We start from the raw sequence: 26,454 nt of genomic DNA, 5'->3' as shown, positions 1-26,454 counted from the left end.
AGCGCCTCCTATGCCGACCTAAGCTACTCAGCTAGAGCCGTACTTGTTGAGATTCTTTACTTCTATAGGGGCAATAACAATGGCTCGATATTTTTAGCCTCATCAATATTGAGTAAGCGCGGTATAAAAAAGAACACATTCACCAAGGCACTAAAGGAGTTAATCGCTCATGGCTTCATATATCAAACCCGCCGAGGTGGAAGCGTTAGCGGAATATGTAGCTTGTTTGCTATCACTTGGAAACGCATCAATAAAGCCGATGGCCAATTCTTAAGCCAGTTTGTTAGTAATGCTTATCTCAATTGGAAGCCTGCATTAGAAAAAAATGAGGGGTCGGAAATTGGGAGGCTCCCTCCCAAAAATTGGGAACACGCACCAAGCCCCACAAAGCAAACGAAACAAGAATCAATGTCTAGGAATTTTGAGAATAGCCAATTTGAAATTTATGTATTCCCAAAAAGTAAGCGCTACGAAGATATGCCATATATAGGGCTAAAGAATGAATTAAAGAAAGAGCAAGGAAAGTAAACGAACTGGATTTCACAAGACCAAAAACGGCTAGAAGAAATCGGCATTGCTGAAAAACAGTCCTACCAAATACCCAAGCTTCATTAAGGATAAAAATGAACTCAGACAAAATACCAGCGCGCTTAATTTGTAAAAAAGGATTAAAGCCACTCAAGCCATTCATACTAAAACCACTTCGGCCTTTTGTGCCGACCCCACTTAAGCCACTCATGAAAGAGGACAAAGAAAAGTAGCCCCGAGTTTCCCTACGCAACCCAAGGGGCTTCTAAGGGGCTTTTAGGCTCCTAAGTGGTATTTGGCTTTGGTAATATGAATCCAATATGAAACAAACTCAAAAGCTCCAATGCCGTCTTGCTAGCCACCTCAAAGCCTTTCAGAGCTCAGGCTTTAATACGGTTCGTCATGCCACTATATTTATTGCCCTTGGCCTGCTTTGTGGTGTTAGTCAGGCAAAAGATAATCGGTGCTTTGATAATTGCCCCGTTGGCTCGGTGGCCTATATTTACTCCACAAGCGAAGAGCCTGCAATAGCCTGCGGTAGCAGTGAATCGAAAGTCCGTCTTGAGCAATATTCATTCGATGGACGCACTAGAGAGCTTCCTAATGGCGTCTGCTTCACCCCAAGGAATGGTATCAAGGTAATTGTGCTTTCTAAGCCATTGGCAGGGATGCAGGGGCAGGGCTCTAGTATCAAGGTGTCTCCCGTATTAGAGCGAAGCCTTACTTTTGATGTGAATATCAATTTCCTTGATAAAGCAAAGTGACTTAAATAGTCATTACATTTTTCAAGAAAGCCCTAGGGCTTTCTAAATCATCTTTAAATGACTAATTGCAGTAGGTGAGATAAAGATGAGTAAGTAAGTAGCTGGGATTGAGATGGCAAAGGAGAGCCCATAGCTTTCTTAACATCTCTAAGACTTCCGTCTTTAGTAGTCACGCTACTTATTTTTAATGCAAGCAAATTTTTTCATTGCTGACATTACGGTACCAGGAGGAATTGAACTCCAATCATTATTTTTATAGTCCTCTGATGAAGAAACAGCATCCCCATTACCCATATTTTTTGAGTAAAAGTACATTGCAAGAACTCTATATCTATCATCACGACAGTTAAATTCATATAGAGTTTTTGAAGACTGGTACATGACATTGCCAACCTTCATGGAATTTTTAAAATCCATCAAAAACCAAGAAGTTGCGGAATTTACCCCAGTTACTTTATGAGTATCTGAGTCGATATAGGTTGTATTTGACTTATCGTTATTAGTTCCAATGAGGAACCATTCAGCAGATGCTCTATTGGCAATTAGCAAAAAACAAGCGGCTAATAATATTTTTTTCATGTTAATGCCTTTATATTAAAGAGTAAGCAATTTAATTTATGTGCCAACTTTGAATAATGGCGCCCCGTCCTGATTAATTGCATTGGACTGTATTGCCATACTGGGTGCATGACTTCCCATTGGAGTATTGGGTAGTGTTGCCATACTGGGTCGCGGTCACCCCATTGGAATACTGAGTTGTATTGCCGTATTGAGTGGCAGTAGTCCCATTGGAGTATTGCGTGGTGTTCCCGTATTGATGGGCAGTGGTGCCATTGGAATACTGAGTCGTATTGCCGTACTGGGTAGCCGTTACCCCATTGCTGTATTGCCGTTGGTTGCCGTACTGGGTATATCCCGTTTGTGCCATCGCAATTACTGAAACACTATAGAGAAACATGAGGGCGGTGAGTTGTAGCGGTTTCATAGATAACCTTTGTTCAACATCATAATGTCAGCACCCTTGACCCCTAAAGATGCGCTTATGTCAGGCTTGTTTATTGCCTTCAGGAGTAGGGGTTGGGTTGATATTTTCTTCATTATTCTTACTTAGGCACACAACGGAATTTAATTTCAGCAGAAGCATACGTGCCGAGACCATAATCCGTTCCGGTATCTGAAACTGGGGACATAGTAAGATTTTTAGCCAAACAAAATGTATTGGCTTGTTTGTACAGTCTGGCTTTTACAGAAGATGCTGTGTAGTCCCATCCACCCAATTCACCTAGCATATAGAGATTAGGAGAGATTTCAACAATCCCGCCAGTGCCAGTAGATGCACAACCAGCCATTAAACCAGCTGTAACCACTAGAGTAACTAAGGTTTTCTTCATGTTCAACTTTCCTTTTATTTTTTATTAACAATAAATAAAAGCAGGGCTATGGTGAGTTGTAGCGGTTTCATAGATAACCTTTACTTAATGTAATGGATGAGTGACTTGGGTGCGAGGACTATGGGGAGCTCTCTTTCAAGGATGTTCCTGCCATCGATGATTCCCTCTCTAATGTTCTTTCTTCCTAAAAACTCTGATTGATTCCTAAGGCTAAAGTTATTAAGGCTTGATGGGTTAGCTTTGATAAACTGCTTTGCTCCAATGTAGGCAATCTCACAGGCTAATGTTGCTAGCTGGGTCTGTTTAGAAATTGGATGCTTACCTATCTGCCATCCCAATACGGTATCTCTAGAGACTCCTAATAGTTCGGCAGTAGCTTGTACTGATAGCCCTAACCTAAAGCGCCATTCATTAAATTCATAGATAGTCATACCCATTCTCCTATTTAGCCAATTTGACAGTTTGTCGGGGCTTGGCAATTCGGAATAACTCCACCCTTTAAAATCCCCCGCTTTTTAGGGCGGGGGAAGTATGCACATCACACCACGTAAGGAGCGTCATGGAAACGCATTTTTAATATACAGAGTTTTAATTTTTAAAATTATTAAAAATTGTTAAATATGAGCGCTAAAAAATTTCTTAATCAATCCAAGATAGCTAATTGAATGAATGTACTAGAGCTATTCCAGGGGGATGGGGTTGCCGTTCTCATCTCTTAGTGGGGTCATTGCTAATAATGGCTATCTCCATGGTTGCAAGCCTGTTGTCAATATAGGTTTCCATATCCTCTATAGGTGCGCCCTTGAGCCTCTCGGACTGCCTCAAAGTGTTGCGCTACTCATCCTCAACTACCTGCTTGCCCGTCTTAACTGCGCCCGATTGCAATAGGTCATCGAGCATGGTCCTTCGGTGGCTTGGGATATGATGATGCATGACTAAGCCCGTAACTAAAGTTATTGTCGATACAAATTGTTACGTCCGACTTTATTTTTCCCCTGTTCGCCCAATACTCGGGTCTACCTTTTTTGGCTATCAGTTGATGACAATTTCTGATACCCATGTCGAGATTTCATCATGCTCCAACGTTGTGAGCCGTTACCCTTGGCTGTCAGAGGAGGTGTTGCAAAGTGAAGTTGCAGCCTCATGCCTAAAGCTTAGAGAGCCTAAAAAAGGCAACATAGAGAAATTGGCTAAATATCTTCGGCAGCATGGAAACAAGTTGCTCGAAAAATTATTGATTGATGGAAAGATTAAGGAGCCCAGGCAAATTTCATTGGTTGATGCAAGGGTGTTAGCTACTGCTGAAGTCTTGTCTGCAGCAGTGGCAACTGATGAGTGGCCATTGGCTTTGGTTGCGGATGAGCTATCTGAAGTTCATGAGAATGGGGGGTTATTAAATAGCTTGGATTTATTGAATCTAATGGAGTTGGGCGGCAATCTTGATAAAGGACAGAGGGTTGAAACTGTGCGCTCTTGGTGTCAGAACGGGGAGTTGCTCCCAAGAAACTGGCGGGAGCATTATTTAAATCTTTTTAATGAAGCTCCACCCGACGGTCAATCCTCCAACACCCAGAGTACATGAGACATCTCAATGGCAATATTCAAGTCTAGGTTAAGCGCTGAGGCTATAAAAGCGGGTGAGCGCCCACCCTGAATCTTCTGCCATTTGGCGATAGCTCGAAAGATTGGGGTGTGAAAATGCTTTTCACTATTTCTTATTGCATCCTCTAGGCTTGGGTTATTAATGCCGAAAAGTCCCTTGGCTACAGTGGGTTTGGTGGATTTTTCAGAATTCCATTTTGCATAAAATGCAGGTGTCTCAAGCTTTGGTACCGCTTCATTGCGTGATTTGGCCAGTTTATTTATAGCTTTTATGACTGTAACTACCGATACATTATGGGTATTCGCAATTGACTTCGCTACCTTGAGAGGAGTTTTGGAGTTGCGGATTGCAGCGAGAGCCTCCCCAGTAATTTTTTCTGGAAATAGTAGGGCCTGTGCAAATTTCTCTGCAAATTTTTCACCCTCGTCTCCTTGAAGTGTGTGAAGGGTTAGGCAGTGCGCGAATTCATGGGAAAGCCAATAATTAAAGTCGTCCAACCTGCAGCCAAGGTTAAATAACACCCACGAAGATTTGCTGTCTGGAAGGTACACGCTCATTGCATTTTCATGACCGTCTTTGTCCTCTCCCCAAAACACAGGGACAAGAAATGCCCCAAATTCATGAAATAGATTAATTAGATGACCGTGGGTAACGGGCTCAATATCTGTAAGACCCAATTGCTCTCTGATTGCGCTTGCAATCTTTGTAACGTAATCATCATCTAGACTTGGGTTAACCAAGTGTCGGGGTGAAAAAACAGAATTAGAGCCGGTTAAGGGTAGAAGTTGTTTTAGATGTCTGCCAATTTCTTCGCCTGCGGTTTGAGCCTCTAGTGATGGGGCGCGATTGTTGCGCATTCTGTATGCAATTACTGGTTCTTCTGAAACATCGTTTTCTATAGAGAAGATTTCATCCAAGGATAGTTTGAGCGCATCCGCAAGTGCCAAAGCTTTACGAGCTCTTGGGATTGACTCCCCTGATAGCCAGTTAGAAACGGCTTCCTTGCTAACGCCACACTCCTTTGCAAGATTGGCTTGGGATAGACCAAGTTTCTTTTGGGCGCTTCTAATGAGTTTTATATCCAACATGATGCAGTGACTATAAAAGTCTTGAGGGGGTTCGTCAAGTTTCGTCAAGTTTCAATCTTTTGGGTGTGGTTTTACTGTTAATTCTGATTATTTGGTTACATAGCGGTTACATGATTCTAGAAAAGCAAAAAGGCTTCTGAGTCAATTGACCTAGAAGCCTTCTACTTATTTGGTTGCGGGGGCAGGATTTGAACCTACGACCTTCGGGTTATGAGCCCGACGAGCTGCCAGACTGCTCCACCCCGCGTCTGAAGCTGAAATTCTACCATTTTTTGGGGGCCTCTGTCGAGGTATTCCTGTAAATAACGCATAAATGAGCAGTTTTATTAAGGAAAATCTGGATTTGATGGATATCGTTAAGGAGTAACATATCGCCACGCATTAAGTTGAACATTTGGCCTATAAAAGGATGATTCATGTCAGTTAGCAATCCCGAATTTTCGCACTCAGAGATATTGCGTCCGGTTGAAATCCAGGGTCAAGATCATCATCAAAAGGGTGGCCTAGCGACATTAGCGCTGGGCGCAATTGGTATTGTCTTTGGCGATATTGGCACTAGTCCACTTTATGCTTTAAAGGTTTGCTTTGATCCGCAAAATGGCATTCCGATGACCACTGAATCTATATTTGGCGTCATTTCTATGATTTTTTGGTCATTCATTTTGGTGGTATCGCTCAAGTATCTATTGTTTGTCATGCGAGCAAATAACCATGGTGAAGGCGGCATTCTGTCTTTGATGGCTCTTGCTTTGCGCACTGCTAAAACGAAATCTAAGCGATCCATCGTTATTATGGTTGTGGGGGTTTTGGGTGCTTGTCTATTTTATGGCGATGCTGTTATTACTCCTGCTATTTCAGTGCTCTCTGCCATCGAGGGCACTACAGTTGTGTCTGATAGCTTTATCCCGTACGTTATTCCAATTACGATTGGAATTTTGTTGTGCTTATTTTTGTTTGAGAAAAAAGGTACTTCAGTAGTTGGTGCACTCTTTGGACCTGTTATGTTGGTGTGGTTTGGATCTTTAGCTTTAATGGGCTTCAACCAAATTCAAGATGCACCGCAAATTATTGGCGCCTTGAATCCTATTCACGCCCTTCAATTTATGACTCAGGATGCGGGCATCGCATTTGCAGTGACAGGCTCCATCTTTTTGGTTCTTACTGGCGCCGAAGCTTTGTATGCAGATATGGGGCATTTTGGAATACGTCCGATTAAATACGCCTGGTTTTTATTGGTAATGCCTTGTTTATTGATTAATTATTTTGGGCAAGGAGCAATGCTCCTGGCTCATCCAGAAACGGTCTCAAACCCCTTCTTTTTGATGGTGCCTGAATCATATACATTTGCTTTAGTGGTATTGGCTACCCTGGCAACGGTAATCGCTTCTCAGGCTTGTATCTCCGGTGCTTACTCAATGACTAGCGAAGCTATTTTGCTCGGCTTTTTGCCCCGCATGAAAATCGCATTTACTTCGGCCAAGGAGAAAGGGCAGATCTATGTTCCTTTTATCAATTGGGTGCTTTGCTTTGTTGTGATTGGAATTGTTTTAGCTTTCAAGAAGTCTGAAAACTTAGCTAATGCATACGGCGTTGCTGTTTCAACCACAATGCTCTTAACAACTTTGTTGGCTGCAGTGGTGATGAAGGCTTTATGGAAGTGGAATTCTATTCTTGTAGCCATCATCATTAGCTGCTTCTTAGTTATTGATGTCGGCTTCTTCACCGCAAACCTGGTCAAGTTATTTGAAGGTGGTTGGTTCCCAGTAGTGATTGCTTCGATTTGCTTCTTGCTAATGATGACTTGGTACCAAGGCCGTCAAATTGTTCGCGAACGTGTTTTGAATGACGGAATTCGGCTGGATACTTTTATCGCTTCTCTGTTGCAGAACCCACCGCACCGAGTAGAAGGTACTGCTATCTTTCTCACTGCCCATGTAGATTATTTGCCTGTTTCTTTTTTACATAACCTAAAACATAACCATGTACTTCATGATCGTGTCTTTTTCTTAAAGTGCAGCATCTGGGATGTGCCCTATGTAAGTGATGACCAAAGACTTACTTTAAAAGAGCTTGGCCCCAATATTTATGTAGTGCGTGCAGTTTATGGATTCAAAGAGACTCCTGATACCAATCAAATTTTAGCTTTGCTTGAGACTCAGTTTGATCTGAAATTTGATTTAATGAACACCTCATTCTTTCTCTCAAGGGATACTATTGTTCCCACTTCATTGCCGGGTATGGCAATCTGGCGTGAACGACTCTTTGCTTGGATGTATCAGAATGCTGGACGCCAGTCAGACTTCTTTAAGATTCCTGCAAATCGCTTGGTTGAGTTGGGTGCAAAGGTCGAGATTTGAGAAAGAGTCTTTTGCTCCAATCAAAATTATTGATTTCAATATTTTTGTTGGCGTCTGCATTAAGTGGGGTTGTATTGGCCACTCCTGCAGAAGAGGCTGACCTTGATCAATTGAATAAGATTGAGCAAGACCTTGAGTTGCAGCGTGACTGGGCTAAATATCGCTGGGGCAAAGCATCCTCTGATTGCTATCAGAATTACTGGGTCAATTCTTGCTTGAGAAGCGCTCGCGCAGACTATCGCAAGGAAATCGATCCGATACGCGAGCAAGAGGTGGCTTTGCATGAAGTGCAGCGTAAGCTTCGTGAAAGTTTAAAGACTCAAGAAGACGCTAAGCGTGCTACTGAGAGGGCCTCGCCCGAAAAAGCGGCTGAACGAACAGCTAATCAACGCGAGTTTGAGAAAAAGCAAAAAGATGCTGCAGCAAGAGCTGCTGACTTAGAGCAACGTCGTAAAGATGCCCCTAAGCGTGCACAAGAAAATAAAGCGGGCACCCAGCTCGATTAATTTTTCCCTCAATTTACTTTTTATTGAATCAGGCAATCCTTGGCTAAAGTCAAAACGATTTACATTTGCCAATCTTGTGGCGGTACCTCTGCTAAGTGGCAGGGCCAGTGCCCATCTTGTCAGGCTTGGAATACCTTGGAAGAGGGTTTGCCTGAGACGACATCCAATGCACGCTTTCAGGGCTTGGCGCAATCACTGCCAAGACAAAAGTTATCCGCTATTAGCGCTGAAGACTTGCCAAGATTTAGCACAGGCGTTGAAGAGTTTGATCGTGTACTAGGTGGTGGCTTGGTTCCTGGTGGCGTGGTACTTTTGGGTGGCGATCCTGGTATTGGTAAATCTACCTTGCTACTCCAGGCATTAGCAGAGATGAGTTCTGCGGGCATGAATGTGCTTTATAGCAGTGGAGAAGAATCCGCTGCGCAGATTGCTCTGCGTGCAAAGCGTATTGCTTTAGATGCACCTCAGCTTGAAGTGTTAGCGGAGATTCAGCTGGAAAAACTGATATCGATTATGGATACCGTGAAGCCGCAAGTATTGGTAGTGGATTCGATTCAGACTTTGTATTCAGAGGTGTTAAGTTCGGCTCCTGGCTCTGTTGCACAGGTTCGTGAGTGTGCAGCGCAGCTCACTAGGGCCGCTAAATCAAGTGGTATCTGTGTGCTGATGGTCGGGCACGTTACCAAGGATGGTCATCTTGCTGGTCCTAGGGTCTTAGAGCACATTGTCGATACCGTTTTGTATTTTGAGGGTGATACCCATTCCTCTTTCCGCTTAGTGCGTTCGATCAAGAACCGTTTTGGTGCTGTCAATGAGTTGGGCGTATTTGCGATGACCGAAAAAGGTCTGCGCGGCGTAACGAATCCATCAGCCATTTTTCTGTCACAACATGAGCAAATGGTTCCGGGCGCTTGTGTATTGGTTACACAAGAGGGCAGTAGACCTTTATTGGTAGAGATTCAGGCTTTAGTAGATACAGCGCATGTGCCTAATCCCCGTCGTTTAGCCGTTGGCTTAGAGCAAGCGCGTTTGGCAATGCTTTTGGCGGTACTGCATCGTCATGCTGGCGTCGCTTGTTTTGATCAAGATGTATTCTTAAATGCAGTAGGCGGCGTCAAGATTTCTGAGCCGGCGGCTGACTTAGCCGTTCTTCTGGCGATTCAGTCATCTATTCGAAATCGCGCATTGCCAAAAGAGTTGATTGTTTTTGGTGAAGTAGGTTTGGCTGGTGAGATTCGTCCTTGTCCTCGTGGTCAAGAGCGCTTGAAAGAAGCTGCTAAGTTAGGTTTCACTGTGGCCATCATTCCAAAAGCCAATATGCCGAAGACCAAGATTCCGGGGTTGAAAGTAATTCCAGTGGAGCGAATTGACCAGGCTATTGCTGCTGCAGCCGAGCTCAGTTAATTCCCTAGCGCAAGTCTTCCGCTTGAATTAATAAGACTTGCTCTTCTCCTGCGGATACTTCCATCCAGATTGCTGGAATTTGCGGGAAAGCCTTTTTGAAATGCTCATACTCATTACCAATCTCGAGCAAAATAGCGCCGCGCTCAGATAGGTAATCGGGTGCTGAAGCAATAATGCGCCTGATGATATCCATGCCATCTTCTCCACCAGCTAAAGCCAACTCTGGCTCTGAGTGATATTCAGTAGGAAGCGCATTCATGGAGGCGGCATTCACGTATGGTGGATTACAGATGATCAGATCAAAGAGGTTATCTTCATTTGGTTCTGGCAAAGCACCCCAAAGATCGCCATCTAATAGCTCTACTTGAGAGCTGAGACTGTGACGATCTATGTTACGGGCAGCTAAAGAAAGTGCAGGCATGCTGATATCACACGCGCTTACATGAATATCTGGGCATGACATAGCCACGAGAATTGCCAGCGAGCCATTGCCAGTGCAAAGATCAAGCGCTTTGCCATCAGCTGGCAACCAGGTCTCTAGTGAGCCATCAACGATGAGTTCTGCAATCCAGGAACGCGGAACAATACTTTGCTCGCTGCAGAAAAAAGGCACGCCCATGAGCCAGGCTTCACCCAAGATGTAGGCTAGTGGTTTGCGTGTCGAGATTCTGGTATCGGCAATAGCGGATGCTTTTTGCTGTTGCTCATCGGAGATTGCATCATCTAGGTGATCCAAAGCTTCTGCGGGGCTGAGATTAAGCTGTTTGCTCACAATCCACAAAGCTTCACTTTGGGCATCAATTGCCCCGTGGCCGTAATGTAAGTTTGCCGCTTCGAGTTTTTGTGTAACCTGATTGATGCACTGGTTTACTGTGAGGTGTTGCTGAGACTCAGGGTCCATGATGTTGAGTTCTTTAGAAGAAAAGTCGGGTGCGCAATTGGTCGATCAAGCGATTAACTGTTCGAGGGTCTTGCGATAGATATTTTTGAGTGGCACGACATCGTCAACGATGACACACTCATCAATCTTGTGACTAGTCGCATTGAGGGGGCCAAACTCCACAACCTCTTTGCAAATATTGGCGATAAAGCGGCCATCACTGGTACCACCAGTAGTGGAAAGTTCTGTATCAATGTTGACTTCTGCTTTGATGGCCTTGCGTAATGCTCCAGCCAGATCACCATCACCAGTAATGAACGGGCTACCGCCCAATACCCAGTCAATCTCGAATTCAAGACCTGCATCCTTCAGAATCTTTTCTAGACGCTCACGTAGTTGCTCTGGCTTGCTCTCGGTGGAGAAGCGGAAGTTAAAGTCGATCACCAACTCACCAGGAATCACGTTATTAGCACCGGTGCCAGCATGCATGTTGGAGATCTGAAAACTGGTGGGTTGAAAGTATTCATTACCTTTGTCCCATTCAGTTTCTACTAATGCAGAAATTGCTGGTGCCGACAGATGAATTGGATTCTTGCCGAGGTGAGGGTAGGCAATGTGCGCCTGAATACCTTTCACCTTGAGCTTGCCTGACAAAGAGCCGCGACGACCATTCTTAATCATGTCGCCAAGCCGATCAACTGAAGTCGGTTCACCAATGACGCAGTAGTCCAAACGCTGACCTTGTTTTTGTAGGCGATCGCACATGATGACTGTGCCATCGTTAGCGGGACCTTCTTCATCGCTGGTGATTAAGAAAGCAATGGTGCCTTGATGATCTGGGTGTGTAGTGACAAACTCTTCTGTAGCAACCACAAAACCAGCGAGGGATGTTTTCATATCCGCTGCGCCACGACCATAGAGCATGCCGTCACGAATGGTTGGGGTAAAGGGATTGTTTGTCCACTTCTCTAATGGGCCTGTAGGCACTACATCGGTATGACCTGCAAATACTAAGACTTTGCCTTGATCGCCAGCTGCACCTTTTTTAATTGCCCACAAGTTGGTTACCTGAAAATTTTCAGGGCCACTCACTACGCTCTCGGTATGAAAACCAATTGCTTGAAGACGTTTAGCAATTAAATCTTGGCAGCCACCATCGGCCGGGGTTACGGAATGGCAGGCGATGAGAGCTTCGGTGAGCTCAAGTGTGGCGCTCATGGATTTAACTTAGTCGCGGAGTAATTCGTTAATAGCCGTCTTTGCTCTGGTTTGAGCATCAACCTTCTTAACGATGATTGCGGCATACAAGCTGTACTTACCGCAAGCGGAAGGAAGGGAGCCCGGAACAACTACTGAGCCAGCTGGAACGCGACCGTAGTGCACTTCGCCAGTTTCGCGGTCATAAATCTTGGTACTTTGGCCAATATAGACGCCCATGGATAAAACAGCGTTTTCTTCAATCACAACGCCTTCAACCACCTCAGAGCGGGCGCCAATAAAGCAGTTATCTTCAATAATCACTGGGCCAGCTTGAATTGGCTCCAAAACACCGCCAATACCAACGCCGCCAGAAAGGTGAACGTTTTTGCCAATTTGAGCGCAAGAACCTACGGTTGCCCAGGTATCGACCATCGTGCCTTCACCGACATAGGCGCCAATATTGACGTAGGAAGGCATTAAAACGGCGTTTTTGCCGATGAATGAGCCGCGGCGGGCCATGGCAGGGGGAACCACGCGGAATCCACCAGCAGCAAAGTCGGCAGCAGTGTAGTTTTCAAACTTGCTAGGAACCTTGTCGTAGAACTGGGTAAACCCACCAGCACTCATAGGTTGATTGTCTTCGAGGCGGAAAGAAAGCAAAACGGCCTTCTTAACCCATTGATTTACTTCCCACTTACCGACGTCACGGCGCTCAGCCACGCGAATAGTACCGGCATTAAGGCCCTCTAATACGGCATTTACAGCATTACGGACATCCCCAGGGGCGCTATCTGGAGAGAGGTTTGCGCGGTTTTCCCAGGCTTGTTCAATGATGTTTTGTGGTGATTGGCTCATGCTTTTTAGTTAACTATCAGATTGTTAAGGGATTTTGTCCCGGGAGGTAGATTTATCATTATATAGATGGGGCAAAAACGCGTCCAAGCAGGCAAGAGCTTGCTATCATCTTCCCACTTTAGCTTTAATTTTTACCCCTTTATTTGAACCTCTTTTTTTCCCTGCAAAGTACGCCGTGCAACTGAAATCCATCAAACTTTCCGGCTTTAAGTCTTTCGTAGACCCAACCCATTTTGAAATGCCTGGCCAACTCATTGGCGTTGTGGGTCCTAACGGTTGCGGAAAGTCGAACATTATTGACGCCGTCCGCTGGGTTTTGGGAGAATCCCGTGCCAGTGAATTGCGTGGTGAATCGATGCAAGACGTTATTTTTAATGGCTCTGGTTTACGTAAGCCATCTGGCCGCGCTAGTGTTGAACTCATTTTTGATAACACTGAAGGGCGCGCTCAAGGTCAGTGGAGTGCTTTTACAGAATTAGGTATCAAACGCGTTTTAACTCGCGATGGAAATTCAAGTTACTACGTGAATAACCAAGTAGTACGTCGCAAAGATATTCAAGATATTTTCTTGGGCACTGGTATGGGTCCAAGAGGTTACGCCATTATTGGTCAAGGCACGATCAACCGTATTTTGGAAGCAAAGCCAGAAGAGTTGCGTGTGTTCTTAGAAGAGGCTGCTGGTGTTTCTAAATATAAAGAGCGTCGCAAGGAAACGGCCTCACGTTTAGAAGACACTGTAGAAAATTTAACGCGTGTTGAAGATATCTTGCGAGAGCTTGATCAACAACTCACTCGCTTAGAAAAACAAGCGACTGTTGCTGAGCGTCATGCTGAGCTTTCTACACAGATGAAGTCTCAGCAACAACTGCTTTGGTTTGTGCGTCAGACCGAGGCTGGTAAAGAACAAGAGCGCCATGCGAACGGTATCCGCGATACGCAAGTTGGCTTGGAAGAGCAGACCGCTAAGCTACGCCACGTCGAGGCCGAGCTAGAAACCATGCGTACAGAACAGTACGCATTACAAGATAGAGTTTCTCAAGCGCAAGGTGATTTATATCAAACCAATTCTGACGTCAGTCAAGTTGAGGCGCAGATTCTTTATGTGCAAGAAGCGCGTCAACGTTTGCAGCAACAAACTCAGGATTTACAAGCGCAGTTACAGCGCTGGACTGTCCAAGAAACAGATGCGGCACAAGCGCAACGTACTACTGAGCATGAGTTGTCTTTAGCTGCTGAAAAAGAACAAACACTCTTAGCGGATTTAAATGGTTTGCAAGAGCAAATGCCAAGTCGTGAAGAGGCTTATCAAAACGCTTCACGTGAACTCAATAGCGCACGTGATTCAGTTGCTTCTATTGAGCAACGTTTAGCCAGTTTGGGTGAACGCCTGCGTTCAATGTCAGCTCAGTCAGATGAATTGAAGGGGCGCGAAACTCGCCTTGTTGGTGAATTCGATGGCTTACGTCGTCCTGATGCTGAGGCATTGCAAACAGCAATAGATCGTCAGGTCATGGCTGCCCGTAAAGTTGAGGAAGCTAAGCAGCGCGCTATAGAAACCCAACAACGCGTTCCGGCTGCTGATGAAGCCCGCAATACTGCGCAACAACAGATTCAAGTTGCTAACCAAGACCTCGCTCAAACTGAAGCCAAGTTGACGGCATTGACTGCCCTGCAGGCAAGTGTTCAGGCTCAAGGGAAGATTGGACCTTGGCTTGAAAGTAAGGGTCTTAAAGAGAGCAAGCGCCTCTGGCAAGAGCTCAAAGTAGAGAGCGGCTGGGAAACTGCGCTGGAATCAGTGCTGCGAGAGCGTTTAGCTGCTGTCACTGCAAAGAGTGTGCAAGAAACATTGGCCTTGGCTAATGATGCCCCTCCAAGTCGTTTGGCCATCTTACTCACCGAAGAAATTACGCCAGCACATACTTCTGCTCCAGCGGACTTCACACCATTATTGAGTCGCGTGCAAAGTGCAGGCGCTGCAAGATTGACCTCTGTTCTTCAAGAGTGGCTAGACAAGATCTACATTGCTAGCAGTCTTGAAGATGCTTTGCATCGCCGTGAAAAATTACCAGCTGGTGGCGCATTCGTTACCCAGCAAGGTCATTTGGTGAGTCGTGTTGGCGTACAACTATATGCAGCCGATTCTGAGCAAGCTGGTATGTTGGCGCGTGCTCAAGAGATGGAAAGTCTCGAGAAGCAATTGCGCGCACAACAACTCATGCAAAGTGAACTCAAGGGTGAGTTGGATCAATGTGTTGCTAACTATCAAGCAGCACACCAAGCGGCAGAGCAAGCTCGTGAGAATGCAGAGCATGCTGTTCAAGAATCACACGGCTTTGAAGTGGAAAGAATGCAACTGACTCAAGCTGAAGAGCAATACAGTCAACGTGCAGCACAGATTCAGGGTGAATTGAGTGAGTTGCGCCAACAAATGGAGCAAGTGAGTCAGACCCAAGAGCAGTCTGCTGCTGAGTTGCTTGAATCAGAAGAATCTAAAGAAGGCTTGCAAGAAGCTTTGCAAGTAGCGCAAGAAAAATTAGAGCGCTCTACTGAAGAGCGCGATCGTTTGCGTGAGTCACTCCGTTCCGCTGAAATGGCTGCTCAAGAGGCGGCCTTTGCAACGCGTTCATTGCAGCAGCGCATCACTGATTTGCAACGTGATCAAAGTACTGCCCGAACTCAGATCATGGAAATTCAGGATAAGCATGATGCTGCCGCTCAAGAACTAGAAACTCTGAGCGACGAAGAGGCGCAAGATAAATTACAAGGTCTATTGCTAGCGCGCAGTGCACGTGAAGCTGCCTTAGCGAATGCTCGTACTGAGCAGGATGCTTTATTGCATCAATTGCGTGAAGCCGATGAGTCTCGTATGCAAGTTGAGCGCAGCCTACAGCCAATGCGTGACAAAGTGGTGGACTTGCAATTGCGTGAGCAGGCTGCCCGTTTGAACTTTGAGCAATTTGCCACATTGTTATCTGATGCAGAGGCTGACCTTACTGCACTTGAGGCAAATTTCAGTGCTGACTTAAAAGTTGGCGCATTGCAGAGCGAAGTCAATCGCTTGAATACTGAAATTCAGTCTTTAGGCCCAGTGAATATGGCTGCTTTGGATGAGCTATCAAGCTCCCGTGAACGTAAGCAGTTCTTGGATGCGCAGTCTGCTGACTTGAATGAAGCAATGCAGACTCTGACAGATGCAATCGCGAAAATCGATGCCGAGACACGTGATTTATTGCAGGGCACTTTTGATCAGGTCAATACCCACTTCGGCAAGCTCTTCCCTGAGTTGTTTGGTGGTGGTCATGCTGAATTGGTAATGACTGGTGAAGAGATTTTGGATTCTGGTGTACAGGTTATGGCCCAGCCTCCTGGCAAGAAAAATAGCTCTATTTACCTCCTCTCTGGTGGTGAAAAGGCTTTGACTGCAATTGCCTTGGTGTTCTCACTGTTCCTTTTGAACCCAGCCCCATTCTGCTTGCTTGATGAGGTGGATGCTCCATTGGATGACGCAAATACCTTGCGTTATGCAAAGCTAGTTGCCAAAATGTCAGATAAGACACAGTTTTTGTTTATCTCTCATAACAAGATCACTATGGAAATCGCACATCAATTGATTGGTGTCACGATGCAAGAGCAGGGCGTATCCCGCATTGTTGCGGTGGATATTTCTTCTGCTGTTTCAATGGTGGAGGCTGCCTAAGTGTACGTAGAACAAATCATGACGATGTTGGGCTTGTCTGATTTGCAATTTGCTCTGGCTGTTATTGGGCTATTAATTCTGATAGCAGTGGCAGTTTTGAATATTAAGTATGCACGTGCTCGTCGTAAGGCAAAAGAGCTCACTGAATATTCTTTAGATGATCGCTTTGGAAAAGAGCCTAGATTTGGTCAAGGCTTTGCTGATGGCGATGCAGGGCGTACTGAGCCCAGCTTCGGCGAAGCATTAACAACTATTCCAGCCCCAGAAAAGTTTGCGATTGATCCGCGGATTGATTGTGTCATCACACTGCGCTTTGATGAGGCCATTAGCGGCTCAGAAATTCTAGAAGAAATTAATGCCTGGACTGATCTTCAGGCGCAATCAACTGCACGCTGGATGTGTGAAGGCTTAAATGCTAATCTAGATGTTGCTGAAGACTGGGAAGAGCTTCATCCTGACTCTACATATTCTGATTTACAGCTAGCTATTCAGCTAGCAAGCCGCAAAGGCGCTATCGGCGTTCTAGAGCTATCCGATTTTTGTTCTCGTGCCCAAGCGCTTGCTGAGACTTTGGGTTCACAAATCGATATGCCCAGCGTGAGCGCGATGTTGGAAGGTGCTAATGAATTAGATGTCATGGCTGCTGAAAGCGATATTCAATTGAGTATCAATGTGCTCTTTGATGAGCCGTGTCCATGGGGTAACTTTGATGCGCTCATGCGTCAACGTGGATTTAAGTTATCTCGTAATGGCCGCCAATATGAATATCTCAGCAAAGGCGTAGTGCTTTTTAGTAGCACTGATTTTGATCCAAATAAATCGGTAACTCAGGTGACCTTATTGCTTGAAGTTCCCTTGGTGCCACAAGAAGAGCGCGCATTTGAAAGAATGCTCTCTGAAGGCGTGGAGATTGCACAAGCTGCCCATGGCCGCTTAGTGGATGACAATGGTATCAATTTGAGTGAGGCTGCGGTCATCAGCATTCGTCAGCATCTCGATGTTCTCTATGCCAATCTTGAGAAATCTGGCGTTCCAGCTGGATCTTCTACAGCTAGCAGACTATTTAGCTAGGAAATCACGTTGTCGTCCACTAGTCCGACAAATTTAGCGGAGCGTTACGCATTCTTACAAGCCGAGCTTGCGCGCTTAGAGCATGCCTATTACGTTTTAGATAATCCGCTTCTTCCTGATATTGAATACGACCGTCTCTATAGAGAGTTAATTAATATTGAGGCCGCTCATCCCGAGTGGATTACCCCAGAATCCCTGTCTCAGCGGGTAGGCGGAGCGGCATTAAAGGGGTTTGATTCTGTTGCTCATGCAGTGCCAATGCTTTCTTTAAATAATGCATTTGAAGATAGTGAGTTGATTGCCTTTGATCGTCGTTGTCGTGAGGCTCTTCATGTTGATCATGTGGCTTATGCGGGTGAATTAAAGTTTGATGGCCTGGCAATCTCTCTTCGCTATGAAAATGGCTCACTGGCAACGGCGGCAACCCGAGGCGATGGCGCCAGCGGTGAAGATGTCACTGCCAATATCAAAACGATTCGCGCTATCCCACTCAAGCTCACGGGCAAGAATATTCCGAAAGTTCTAGAAGTGCGCGGTGAAGTCTTTATGTACCTCAAAGACTTCGAGAAGATGAATCGACAAGCGGCAGAGTTGGGTGAGAAAGAATTCGCCAACCCTCGCAATGCTGCAGCAGGTAGTCTTCGTCAATTGGATTCAAAGATCACTGCTAAACGGCCACTTTCTTTCTTTGCTTATGGCTTGGGCGCCCTAGAGCCAGCCTCTTGGTTACCTCAAACCCATGAAGAATTGCTCAATACTTACGCTGAACTAGGCTTGCCGGTATGCTCGGAGCGTAGAGTGCTGCATTCTGTAGAGCAGATCTTGGCCTTCTATAACGAGATAGGTGCTAAACGGGATGCACTGCCATATGACATTGATGGTGTTGTCTACAAGGTAAATTCATTTGCTGAGCAAGCTAAGTTAGGTTTTGTATCAAGAGCCCCCAGATTTGCATTGGCACATAAGTACCCAGCGCAAGAAGCCCTCACTACTGTTTTGGGTATTGACGTCCAAGTAGGACGCACAGGAGCAATTACTCCAGTAGCCAGATTGGCGCCAGTAGAAGTAGGTGGTGTAACCGTTACTAATGCCACGCTACACAATGAAGATGAAGTGAGGCGCAAGGATGTGCGTGTAGGTGATACTGTTTCGGTAAGAAGAGCAGGCGATGTTATTCCAGAAGTGGTTTCAGTTATCAAGGATCGTCGTCCTGTAAATACCCAAGAGTTTCAAATGCCAACCCGTTGTCCTGTATGCGAATCTCATATTGAGCGCTTGGCAGATGAAGCGGTGGCTCGTTGTAGCGGTGGTCTTTTCTGTGGCGCGCAGCGCAAGCAGGCATTAATTCACTTTGCACATAGAAGAGCGCTGGATATTGAGGGTCTGGGCGAGAAGATAGTTGATCAGTTGGTAGATCACAATCTCGTTAGAACCCCGGCTGATCTCTACAGATTGGGCTTCACAGCACTAGCCAATCTAGAGCGTATGGGTGAGAAGTCTGCAGACAATCTCATTCAAGCAATTAACCATTCCAGAAACACCACCTTAGCCAGATTTATCTTTGCTTTAGGCATCCGCCATGTAGGTGAGACTACGGCCAAAGATTTAGCTAATCACTATCAGTCTATGCATGCCTTAATGGATGCAAATCTCGAAGATCTACTCACGGTAAAAGATGTAGGCCCGGTTGTTGCAGACTCCATAACCAGCTTTATGCAAGAAGCGCACAACCGTGAAGTGATTGAGCAACTATTAGCATCGGGAATGCAGCTCTCCGTAGAAGAAAAAGTCATTAGCGCAGCTGTTGTAGGTAAAACATTTGTTCTGACGGGTACATTCCCGACGATGACCCGGGATGAAGCAAAAGATCTTCTTGAAAAGGCTGGGGCAAAAGTAGCGGGATCGGTTTCCAAGAAAACAGATTATGTTGTTGCCGGTACTGATGCCGGTAGTAAGCTTACAAAAGCAGAAGAGCTAGGCGTTCCAGTGATTGATGAAGTGGCAATGATGGATTTATTGAAGTAGTCTATTTCCTACAAAAATATCAGGTAGTCATTTTTCCATCCTCTAGATAAGCTCGAAGCTTTGAAAGGGGAACATGAGTAGCAAGTTAACAGAAAAATCTCTAAATCATCACACTGGATCAAGTGATGACACAGTTTCTTCCGAGACTCAGGCAATCTTTCGCATTGCAATTATCGGCTCTGGTGCTGCAGCTGTTGCGACGCTATTTGGATTGCTTGAGTATCTGCCTTCTAATTTCAATAAAAAATTACAAATAACTATTTTTGAGAAAAGTTTTGGTTTTGGTCCGGGCTATGCATATCAGTGTGATAGCAATGAGTTATTGATGAATATGACAAGTTCAACCACATCAATTTTTGCTCATCATGCAGCAGATTTTTGGGAGTGGACCTTTAAGGGTGGATGCGGGATCGGTAACGATCATGTCATGTCTCGATCAGGGGTGGCTCCATACGGCTATATCTCTCGACAATTCTTTGGTTTGTATCTAAAAAGTCGTTTAGAGGACGCAATCCTTGCTCTTGAGGAGTTGGGTGTTGAGGTTATCTTGGTTAATCTAGAGGTGGTCGATATTACGGTGTTAGGTGGCACTAAATTCAATGTAATAGCCTCTGGAGGGCAGCCCAAAGAATTTGATTGTGTAATTTTATGCATAGGCAATAACTCCCCGCAGGACATCTTTAAGTTGGTTGGTAAGGGCCAATATATCAATAACCCTTATCCAGTAAACAATTATTTGAGGCTTATTGCAAAGACGGATAGCGTTGGCATTATTGGTGGACAGCTTACTGCAGCTGATATCGCAGTTGTACTAGCCAACCAAGATCATCAAGGGCCAATCAATTTCTTTACAAGAGACTCAAATTTTCCATTGGCAAGATATCAACAGCAAAAATATGAGTTGAAATATTTGACTTTAGATAATCTTGAAATTTTAAAGAGTAAAAATAACAAGGGGATATCTGTGCGTCAGCTATTGAGGCTAGCAAGGAAGGAGTTTTTATGGGCGGGAATTACTTGGAATAAATTCTTTAGCCCCTCAAATATTGAATATAGCCGTTGGATCAAGTCCTTGTTAGGCGGGGATAGGGATTTCTCTTCTTGGCAAAATTTAGCAATCAAAACCGATGACGTTATCGGTGACTTTTGGAATGCGCTCTCCAGCTCAGAGAAAGACCTATTTATGAGTAAATTTCATCGATTATGGGCTGCTAAAAGAGTCCCTCTGCCCATGCATACTGCGCTCAAGCTACATTCTTTATTTCAGGCGGGGATTCTTACGCATTACCCGTACTTAAGGATGATTAATGTTTCCGGAAGAAATAGGTTCACGGCCCTTGTTGGGGAATCTGGAGAATCTAAATCAAGTATCGAAGTTCATTGCGATTGGATAATTAATGCAACGGGTCCGGCTAAGGATGTTGGTGGTAGAACAGAGTTGCTGTTGATAAAAAACTTGCTTAAATCAGGGGTTATTGTCAAAAACCCACATGGTGGAATTATGTTGGATTATGAGACTTCAACTGTCAAAAGCGTAAGTCATCGGAGTCTTAATTATTTTTATGCAATAGGACAGCTTACTTCAGGAACGTACTATTTTGTAAGTTCGCTTGATATGGTCTCCATGAGAGCAAAAAATGTTGCTAGACACATAGTTGAGTCACTTGGGTTGCGACAAGACCAGAAAGAAATATATAAGAAAACTCAAGACGAGCCTTTATATGTCCCATAAAAGTAAATTTCTAATACCAATTCTTATGGCCTTGGTAATTTTGCCAATGATTGCTACAGATATCTATCTTCCAGTAATGCCTGCCATGGGCCTACAACTAGGTGCAATGAGCTCGGATATCACCAATACATTAACCTCATACATGCTTGGCTATTCTTTAAGTCTGCTGCTTGGGGGCATATTGGCCGATTTATATGGCCGTCGAATTATTTGTATCGCTGGTTTATCGATTTTTTGTGTTTCAAGTATTGGATGTTATTTAGCTTCAACGATTGAGCAATTAACTGCTTTTCGTTTTTTTCAGGCGCTCGGAGGGGGTTGTGGCACGCTAATTGCAAGGGTTATTGTTAGGGATGTATATGACCAGCAATCCCAGGTTGGGGTATTAAGTTACTTGGCTGCGGGAATGGTGATTTCTCCTATTTTTGGACCAGTCCTGGGGGCTTACATCGCAAATTACTTTGGCTGGCGATCAATATTTCTTGCATTGTCAGCTATATCTTTCTTGGTATTTATTTTTTTGTATGCTTTTATGAGAGAGAGTCTTGTGAATCGTGGGGATAGGGAATCTTTTTGGGTCAGGTCTGTTGTTTCCCAATACTATCGCCTGCTGGGGCATCGCGAATTTGTGTTTTATACCCTCGCAATTAGCCTTGCCTGGACGGTTTATTTTGCGTTTCTTTCTTCATCCCCAGTGCTAATTCAAGGTATTTACCAAGCCACCACTATTGAATACGGCTATATTTTTTCGGTAACAATTAGTGGCTTCATTTTTGGGACAATTTTTATTCGCTGGAAATTGGCGAGCTTAAATTTAAGACGCCTAGTTTTTTTGGCTGGAGCAATTATTTTTATCGCTACTTTAATTGTGTATACATTAGCTGCGCTTGAGATTAAGTCTCTTCATGTTCGGCTGATATTTGTCTTTTTTGCATTATTCGGTATTGGTATTATTTTTCCCGCCGCTCAAGCCGGTGTTACTAGACCCTTTAAAAATAATATTGGACTCATTTCCGGTCTTTTCTACTCAATTGAGATGTTCTTTGGCGCCGTTTGCGGGTATATCCTTTCTTCTATCGGCGATGTGACCTGGATTTCTACGTCACTAATAATGCTGGCTGCAGCTACTGGAATTGTTCTGCTTTGTATTTACGATAAGCAGCATGAGATTCGCACACAAATTATTGGCTTTAATCCCTTGGTTAAATAAATAACATGTTCAAGCTTGAAGAGGATTTTCGCATTAAAACCATTTTGAATTCCCATAACCCTTTTTCAAGAAAAAATCAGGAGGGACATATTACCGCCAGTGGCTTGGTTATCAAAGATGACAAAGTTCTGTTGATCTTTCATCCATATATCAAGCGTTGGTTTCAACCTGGAGGCCATATTGAAGAGGGAGACTCCCCAATTGAAGCTGCCATTAGAGAGGTGTATGAGGAAACGGGATACTTCTGCGAGCTAGACTCTGATAATCAAGATCCCATTGATATTGATATTCATGAGATCCCTGAGAATCCCAAAAAAAGCGAGGGCGCCCATTTACATATTGATCTGCTCTATCGCTTGCGTGTCTTGCGACAAGAGAAATCTGTCGAAGATATTGAGTTTCAGTGGTTCTCTTTTGGCGACGTTGAAAGTATACGCATTCAACGCGCCTTAGATAAATTAGCTTAAGCCCCTAAAGCCTCAAGCAGTTCTGTTTCAAGCTGGATTTGGAGCTTGGGATTCTTGCCGAGGTTTGCTGCATCCAGTAATAGAACGTCTTCCACTCTTTCACCCAGCGTATTAATTCTGGCGGTATGAATGGATACCTGATGCTTCGCCAATACTCTAGAGATTGTGTAAAGCAAGCCAGTGCGGTCGCTCGCAGAGAGCGCAAGCGTGTAATAACGGCCACGATCATCTGGCACCATGTGAACGCGTGGTTGAATCGGGAAAGTGCGCGACTGTCTTGAAAGACGGCCCATGCTTGGGTTAGGTAGTGGCTCCGCATTCGTTAAAGCCTCGGTCAACTCAAATTCAACGAGTTGGATAAGGTCGCGATAGCTGCCACCTTCATCTACCAGGTTGCTTCCGGAGATTTGGAAGGTATCTAGAGCATAGCCATGACGCGTCGTATGAATACGGGCATCCCAAATGGAGAAGCCATGTCTTTCAAAGTAAGCACAGATTCTGGCAAAGAGATCTTCCTGGTCTTTAACGTAAACAGCCACTTGTAAGCCTTCGCCAATTGGGGAGAGTCTTGCCCTCACAATCGGTTGATCACTATTAACTTTGTTATATAGATGGCGCGTAAGCCAAGCAATGTCAGATGAGTCTTGTCTTAAGAAGAAGGCGACATCTAGCTGCTTCCATAAATCTTCATAAGATTCATCATTGATACCGTACAGACGTAACTTGGCTTTAGATTCTTCTTGGTGTTGCGCTAATTCTGAGGAGGCATCTGGTTTTGCCCCACCCAATACCCTGAGTGTTGCGCGATACAGATCTTCTAAGAGCTTGCCTTTCCAGGCGTTCCAAACTTTAGGGCTGGTACCGCGAACATCTGCTACGGTTAATAAGTAGAGTGCAGTAAGGTGACGCTCATCACCCACTTTTTTGGCAAATGCCTTCACAACATCGGGGTCTGTGATGTCTTGTTTCTGAGCTGTTTGACTCATATTGAGGTGCTCGGCAACCAACCATACCAATAGCTCGGTATCTTTTTTATCCAGGCCATGATCTTTTGCAAACTTGCGCATGTCAGCTCTACCCAGCTGCGAGTGATCTCCGCCACGTCCTTTGGCGATGTCATGAAAGAGTGCGGCAATGACAAGTAACCAAGGTTTTTCAAAATGAGCGATGAGGCTGCTGCAGTATGGGAACTCATGGGTATGCTCAACCACCATGAAGCGGCGCACATTACGTAACACCATCAAGATATGTTGATCGACTGTATACACATGAAATAAATCATGTTGCATTTGTCCAACAATTTTACGGAAGGCTGGGAGGTAGCGACCTAGAACGCTACTGCGATTCATGAGATGGAAGGCACGACTTACGCCCTCAGGCTGCTTCAATATCTCAATAAAGAGTGCCCGGTTGATGGGGTCTTTACGCCATTTGCTATCCATTGTTTGGCGCGCGTTATAAAGCGCTCTAAAGATGGTCGCAGATAGACTCTTCACGTTTGAGGTTTGAGCAAATACCAAGAAGGTTCTTAGAATTTGTTCAGGGTGCTTTTGAAAGAGCTGCGGGTCGGTAATATCCAATACCCCCTGACGCTCAATAAAGTGCTCATTACCTTCGCCCGGAATAGAGAGGATCGTCTTAGACTCTTGCGGAAAGAGGAGGGCTTCAATATTTTGCAAGAGAACGTCATTAAGCTGTGTAACTGCTTTAGCTGCCCAGTAATAGCGACGCATAATGGCTTCGCTGGCTTGACGTGAGGATTCTTCTGTAACCCCCATCGACGCTGCAAGCGCTGCCTGCAAGTCAAAAGCGAGAACATCTTGTCTGCGCCCTGCAAGCAAATGCAGGTTAGCGCGGAGCGTTTCCAGAAAGCGTTGATTGCGATTCAGTTCAGTGAGTTCGCGCTGCGTTACAAGACCGGCTTCATTAAGGTCCTTGAAGGTGTCGCCTAATAATGCAGCCTTACTGACCCAAGAAATCACCTGTAAGTCACGCAAGCCCCCGGGACTCTCTTTGCAATTGGGCTCCAAAGAGTAAGGGGTGTTCTGATATTTGTAATGACGCTGAATTTGTTCAGCTTGCTTGGCCTGAAAAAAGGCCTTTGGATCCATCGCTGCTTCAAAAGCCTTGGCGAAGTCATTAAAGAGTTGCTTCTTACCGCAAATCAGCCTTGCTTCTAGGAGGGAAGTGCGCACGGTAATGTCTTGCTCAGATTCAGAGATGCATTCAGCCACATTTCTGACTGAGGAACCAATTTCTAATCCTGTATCCCAGCAGCTTGCAACAAATTGCTCTACTTGCTTTGATAAAGCCCTAGCCTGTTGTTCATCGGCTGGAAGCAGAATCAGAATATCAATATCAGAGTAAGGAAATAGTGCGCCTCTACCGAAGCCGCCAACTGCGACTAAGGTAGCTTCATTATTTAAGCCGCAGCTATTCCAGAGATGGGAGAGGAGTTGATCGCTTAAATTAGAAAGTTGCTTAGTTAATTTACCAACAGACTGTGTTTTTCTAAACTCGTCGTAAGCAATTTCGCGAGCGGCACGCAGGCTAGCTGCATCAATAACATTGCTAACTGCTTGCGACTGACTCATTTTATTAAGCGCTTACTAATGTCGGTCTAAATGAAAGACCTTTAACGCAATCAGGAGGTGGGTTACTACCTTCTGACCAAGTCAGCACCTCAACGCCTGTTGGAGTAACCAACAGCGTATGTTCCCATTGGGCTGACAAGCTGCGGTCTTTTGTCTTTACGGTCCACTGGTCAGGCATTGTGCGAATGTCTCGTTTGCCCGCATTGATCATTGGCTCGATCGTAAAGGTCATGCCGACTTCTAGTTTTTCACCAGTACCCGGTTTGCCGTAGTGAAGTATCTGCGGGTCTTGGTGGAATACTTTACCAATACCGTGACCGCAATATTCGCGTACTACCGAGTAACCTGCTTTTTCTGCATGAGTCTGAATGACGTGACCAATGTCACCGAGAGATGCTCCAGGTTTTACTTGAGCTATGCCAAGCCACATACATTCAAAAGTAATTTGCGTAAGGCGTTTAGCCATGACGGAAACCTCACCCACCATGAACATACGGCTGGTGTCACCGTAGTAGCCATCAGGAGTAATGACAGTGATGTCGAGGTTCACAACATCACCAGTTTTGAGAACTTTGTCTCCTGGAATGCCGTGGCAGATCACATCATTCACGGAAGTACAGATGGATGCTGGAAAGGGAGGGTATCCAGGCGGCTGATAATTCAATGGAGCCGGAACGGTCTTTTGGACATCGCGCATGTATTCATGACAAATCCTATCCAATTCGCCTGTGGTAACTCCCGCCTTGACGTGGGGAGCCACATGATCCAGAACTTCGCTGGCTAAGCGGCCAGCTTCGCGCATCCCGAGGATGTCTTTTTCTGCAGTAAATACACTATTCATGCCTTGATTATCAACGACTTGTAGAGTTTTAGCTTGCCATTATTGCCTAAAATTTAGGCAAGTATCCCATTTTTGGGGCTTCTAGGGGTTCTTTTGAGGGTTGACTCCTTTTATTGCCTGGGGGTGATGGTGGCTAGAGCATTGATATTTAAGCTATAATTTCGTTCTCAGGTCTATTTTGGACTTGAAATCGCGAGTTGAGCCTTCCAGGGTGGCGTTTTTTAGCGCAGCTAGGACTCAG

22 protein-coding genes and 1 tRNA gene are annotated in these 26,454 nt (G+C 45.0%); 12 read left to right on the top strand and 11 right to left on the bottom strand.

Translation table 11 applies throughout. The features are described from left to right. Nucleotides 1–108: 108 nt before the first annotated feature. Both ICN40_RS04030 and ICN40_RS04025 read left to right on the top strand, forming a co-directional pair. A complete protein-coding gene (locus ICN40_RS04030) occupies nt 109–528 on the top strand; it encodes a hypothetical protein (protein WP_216242314.1) in 420 nt (139 codons plus the stop codon). Between the two features lie 320 nt (nt 529–848). Then, nucleotides 849–1,292, top strand: coding sequence for a hypothetical protein (locus ICN40_RS04025; protein WP_216242313.1), 444 nt, complete (start codon nt 849–851; stop codon nt 1,290–1,292). 174 nt (nt 1,293–1,466) lie between these two features. Here ICN40_RS04025 and ICN40_RS04020 read toward each other — a convergent pair whose 3' ends face one another. The 4 genes from ICN40_RS04020 to ICN40_RS04005 form a co-directional block, all read right to left on the bottom strand. Further along, on the bottom strand, nt 1,467–1,871 hold the full coding sequence (locus ICN40_RS04020; RefSeq protein WP_216242312.1) for a surface-adhesin E family protein: 405 nt from the start codon (nt 1,869–1,871) through the stop codon (nt 1,467–1,469). Between the two features lie 73 nt (nt 1,872–1,944). Next, on the bottom strand, nt 1,945–2,277 hold the full coding sequence (locus ICN40_RS04015; protein ID WP_216242311.1) for a hypothetical protein: 333 nt from the start codon (nt 2,275–2,277) through the stop codon (nt 1,945–1,947). Nucleotides 2,278–2,395: 118 nt separating this feature from the next. Then, on the bottom strand, nt 2,396–2,683 hold the full coding sequence (locus tag ICN40_RS04010; protein ID WP_216242310.1) for a hypothetical protein: 288 nt from the start codon (nt 2,681–2,683) through the stop codon (nt 2,396–2,398). 80 nt (nt 2,684–2,763) lie between these two features. Further along, nucleotides 2,764–3,114 carry a helix-turn-helix domain-containing protein gene (locus ICN40_RS04005; RefSeq protein WP_216242309.1) on the bottom strand — a complete coding sequence of 117 codons (351 nt, stop codon included), beginning with the start codon at nt 3,112–3,114 and terminating at the stop codon, nt 2,764–2,766. 608 nt (nt 3,115–3,722) lie between these two features. Here ICN40_RS04005 and ICN40_RS04000 point away from each other — a divergent pair. After that, a complete protein-coding gene (locus tag ICN40_RS04000; protein ID WP_216242308.1) occupies nt 3,723–4,265 on the top strand; it encodes a hypothetical protein in 543 nt (180 codons plus the stop codon). Here the strand turns inward: ICN40_RS04000 and ICN40_RS03995 are convergent. Both ICN40_RS03995 and ICN40_RS03990 read right to left on the bottom strand, forming a co-directional pair. Next, nucleotides 4,238–5,374, bottom strand: coding sequence for a helix-turn-helix transcriptional regulator (locus tag ICN40_RS03995; protein WP_216242474.1), 1,137 nt, complete (start codon nt 5,372–5,374; stop codon nt 4,238–4,240). The genes ICN40_RS04000 and ICN40_RS03995 overlap by 28 nt on opposite strands. A 170-nt stretch (nt 5,375–5,544) precedes the next feature. Then, nucleotides 5,545–5,621: transfer RNA gene (locus ICN40_RS03990), tRNA-Met, on the bottom strand. 169 nt (nt 5,622–5,790) lie between these two features. On the opposite strand from ICN40_RS03990, the gene ICN40_RS03985 reads away from it, so the two are divergent. The 3 genes from ICN40_RS03985 to radA are packed head-to-tail and all read left to right on the top strand — an operon-like array spanning nt 5,791 to nt 9,641. Beyond that, nucleotides 5,791–7,731, top strand: coding sequence for a potassium transporter Kup (locus ICN40_RS03985; protein WP_216242307.1), 1,941 nt, complete (start codon nt 5,791–5,793; stop codon nt 7,729–7,731). A gap of 11 nt (nt 7,732–7,742) precedes the next feature. After that, nucleotides 7,743–8,237, top strand: a complete 495-nt coding sequence (locus ICN40_RS03980; RefSeq protein WP_255561126.1) for a hypothetical protein — start codon at nt 7,743–7,745, stop codon at nt 8,235–8,237. Between the two features lie 39 nt (nt 8,238–8,276). Then, nucleotides 8,277–9,641 carry a DNA repair protein RadA gene (gene radA, locus ICN40_RS03975; RefSeq protein ID WP_072583050.1) on the top strand — a complete coding sequence of 455 codons (1,365 nt, stop codon included), beginning with the start codon at nt 8,277–8,279 and terminating at the stop codon, nt 9,639–9,641. Between the two features lie 4 nt (nt 9,642–9,645). Here the strand turns inward: radA and prmB are convergent, their stop codons facing one another. Genes prmB through dapD form a run of 3 tightly spaced genes read right to left on the bottom strand, consistent with a single transcriptional unit; the run spans nt 9,646 to nt 12,576 of the window. Next, on the bottom strand, nt 9,646–10,542 hold the full coding sequence (prmB, locus tag ICN40_RS03970) for a 50S ribosomal protein L3 N(5)-glutamine methyltransferase (protein ID WP_216242305.1): 897 nt from the start codon (nt 10,540–10,542) through the stop codon (nt 9,646–9,648). Between the two features lie 45 nt (nt 10,543–10,587). Beyond that, entirely contained in the window at nt 10,588–11,739 is a 1,152-nt protein-coding gene (gene dapE / locus ICN40_RS03965) for a succinyl-diaminopimelate desuccinylase (RefSeq protein WP_216242304.1), read from the bottom strand. 9 nt (nt 11,740–11,748) lie between these two features. Continuing rightward, entirely contained in the window at nt 11,749–12,576 is an 828-nt protein-coding gene (dapD, locus tag ICN40_RS03960) for a 2,3,4,5-tetrahydropyridine-2,6-dicarboxylate N-succinyltransferase (RefSeq protein ID WP_072583047.1), read from the bottom strand. Between the two features lie 175 nt (nt 12,577–12,751). Here dapD and smc point away from each other — a divergent pair, with 175 nt between their 5' ends. The 6 genes from smc to ICN40_RS03930 all read left to right on the top strand — a co-directional run bounded on the left by smc (nt 12,752) and on the right by ICN40_RS03930 (nt 22,778). Next, nucleotides 12,752–16,273, top strand: coding sequence for a chromosome segregation protein SMC (smc, locus tag ICN40_RS03955; protein ID WP_216242303.1), 3,522 nt, complete (start codon nt 12,752–12,754; stop codon nt 16,271–16,273). Further along, a complete protein-coding gene (locus ICN40_RS03950; protein WP_308281764.1) occupies nt 16,274–17,344 on the top strand; it encodes a cell division protein ZipA C-terminal FtsZ-binding domain-containing protein in 1,071 nt (356 codons plus the stop codon). 9 nt (nt 17,345–17,353) lie between these two features. Further along, on the top strand, nt 17,354–19,369 hold the full coding sequence (gene ligA / locus ICN40_RS03945; RefSeq protein WP_216242302.1) for an NAD-dependent DNA ligase LigA: 2,016 nt from the start codon (nt 17,354–17,356) through the stop codon (nt 19,367–19,369). 73 nt (nt 19,370–19,442) lie between these two features. Continuing rightward, nucleotides 19,443–21,101 (top strand): FAD/NAD(P)-binding protein, encoded by a 1,659-nt coding sequence (locus ICN40_RS03940; RefSeq protein WP_216242301.1) that lies wholly within the window; start codon nt 19,443–19,445, stop codon nt 21,099–21,101. Next, the gene (locus ICN40_RS03935) at nt 21,091–22,311 is read left to right on the top strand and encodes a multidrug effflux MFS transporter (RefSeq protein WP_255532293.1); all 1,221 of its coding nucleotides are present in this window, start codon (nt 21,091–21,093) and stop codon (nt 22,309–22,311) included. Before ICN40_RS03940 ends, ICN40_RS03935 begins: the two co-directional genes overlap by 11 nt. 5 nt (nt 22,312–22,316) lie before the next feature. After that, nucleotides 22,317–22,778 carry an NUDIX hydrolase gene (locus ICN40_RS03930; RefSeq protein ID WP_216242297.1) on the top strand — a complete coding sequence of 154 codons (462 nt, stop codon included), beginning with the start codon at nt 22,317–22,319 and terminating at the stop codon, nt 22,776–22,778. Here the strand turns inward: ICN40_RS03930 and ICN40_RS03925 are convergent. Next, complete coding sequence (locus tag ICN40_RS03925; protein WP_216242296.1) at nt 22,775–25,372, bottom strand: [protein-PII] uridylyltransferase; 2,598 nt, start codon at nt 25,370–25,372, stop codon at nt 22,775–22,777. The two genes, ICN40_RS03930 and ICN40_RS03925, sit on opposite strands and share 4 nt — an antisense overlap. Nucleotides 25,373–25,376: 4 nt before the next feature. Continuing rightward, nucleotides 25,377–26,213 carry a type I methionyl aminopeptidase gene (gene map / locus ICN40_RS03920; RefSeq protein ID WP_216242294.1) on the bottom strand — a complete coding sequence of 279 codons (837 nt, stop codon included), beginning with the start codon at nt 26,211–26,213 and terminating at the stop codon, nt 25,377–25,379. Nucleotides 26,214–26,454: the final 241 nt, after the last annotated feature.

The sequence above is a fragment of the Polynucleobacter sp. Fuers-14 genome (assembly GCF_018882045.1).
In the GTDB taxonomy this organism is placed as follows: Bacteria; Pseudomonadota; Gammaproteobacteria; order Burkholderiales; family Burkholderiaceae; genus Polynucleobacter.
This window is presented reverse-complemented; position numbering and strand designations above follow the sequence as displayed.

Excerpts from the sequence above, each read along its gene's own strand:
- ICN40_RS03985 (WP_216242307.1), top strand. The coding sequence starts at position 5,791 with ATGTCAGTTAGCAATCCCGAATTTTCGCACTCAGAGATATTGCGTCCG.
- ICN40_RS03935 (WP_255532293.1), top strand. The coding sequence starts at position 21,091 with ATGTCCCATAAAAGTAAATTTCTAATACCAATTCTTATGGCCTTGGTA.
- ICN40_RS04010 (WP_216242310.1), bottom strand. The coding sequence starts at position 2,683 with ATGAAGAAAACCTTAGTTACTCTAGTGGTTACAGCTGGTTTAATGGCT.
- ICN40_RS04015 (WP_216242311.1), bottom strand. The coding sequence starts at position 2,277 with ATGAAACCGCTACAACTCACCGCCCTCATGTTTCTCTATAGTGTTTCA.
- ICN40_RS03930 (WP_216242297.1), top strand. The coding sequence starts at position 22,317 with ATGTTCAAGCTTGAAGAGGATTTTCGCATTAAAACCATTTTGAATTCC.
- ICN40_RS04005 (WP_216242309.1), bottom strand. The coding sequence starts at position 3,114 with ATGACTATCTATGAATTTAATGAATGGCGCTTTAGGTTAGGGCTATCA.
- ICN40_RS04025 (WP_216242313.1), top strand. The coding sequence starts at position 849 with ATGAAACAAACTCAAAAGCTCCAATGCCGTCTTGCTAGCCACCTCAAA.
- prmB (WP_216242305.1), bottom strand. The coding sequence starts at position 10,542 with ATGGACCCTGAGTCTCAGCAACACCTCACAGTAAACCAGTGCATCAAT.
- ICN40_RS03995 (WP_216242474.1), bottom strand. The coding sequence starts at position 5,374 with ATGTTGGATATAAAACTCATTAGAAGCGCCCAAAAGAAACTTGGTCTA.
- ICN40_RS03940 (WP_216242301.1), top strand. The coding sequence starts at position 19,443 with ATGAGTAGCAAGTTAACAGAAAAATCTCTAAATCATCACACTGGATCA.
- dapD (WP_072583047.1), bottom strand. The coding sequence starts at position 12,576 with ATGAGCCAATCACCACAAAACATCATTGAACAAGCCTGGGAAAACCGC.
- ICN40_RS04020 (WP_216242312.1), bottom strand. The coding sequence starts at position 1,871 with ATGAAAAAAATATTATTAGCCGCTTGTTTTTTGCTAATTGCCAATAGA.
- ICN40_RS03925 (WP_216242296.1), bottom strand. The coding sequence starts at position 25,372 with ATGAGTCAGTCGCAAGCAGTTAGCAATGTTATTGATGCAGCTAGCCTG.
- ICN40_RS04000 (WP_216242308.1), top strand. The coding sequence starts at position 3,723 with ATGACAATTTCTGATACCCATGTCGAGATTTCATCATGCTCCAACGTT.
- map (WP_216242294.1), bottom strand. The coding sequence starts at position 26,213 with ATGAATAGTGTATTTACTGCAGAAAAAGACATCCTCGGGATGCGCGAA.
- dapE (WP_216242304.1), bottom strand. The coding sequence starts at position 11,739 with ATGAGCGCCACACTTGAGCTCACCGAAGCTCTCATCGCCTGCCATTCC.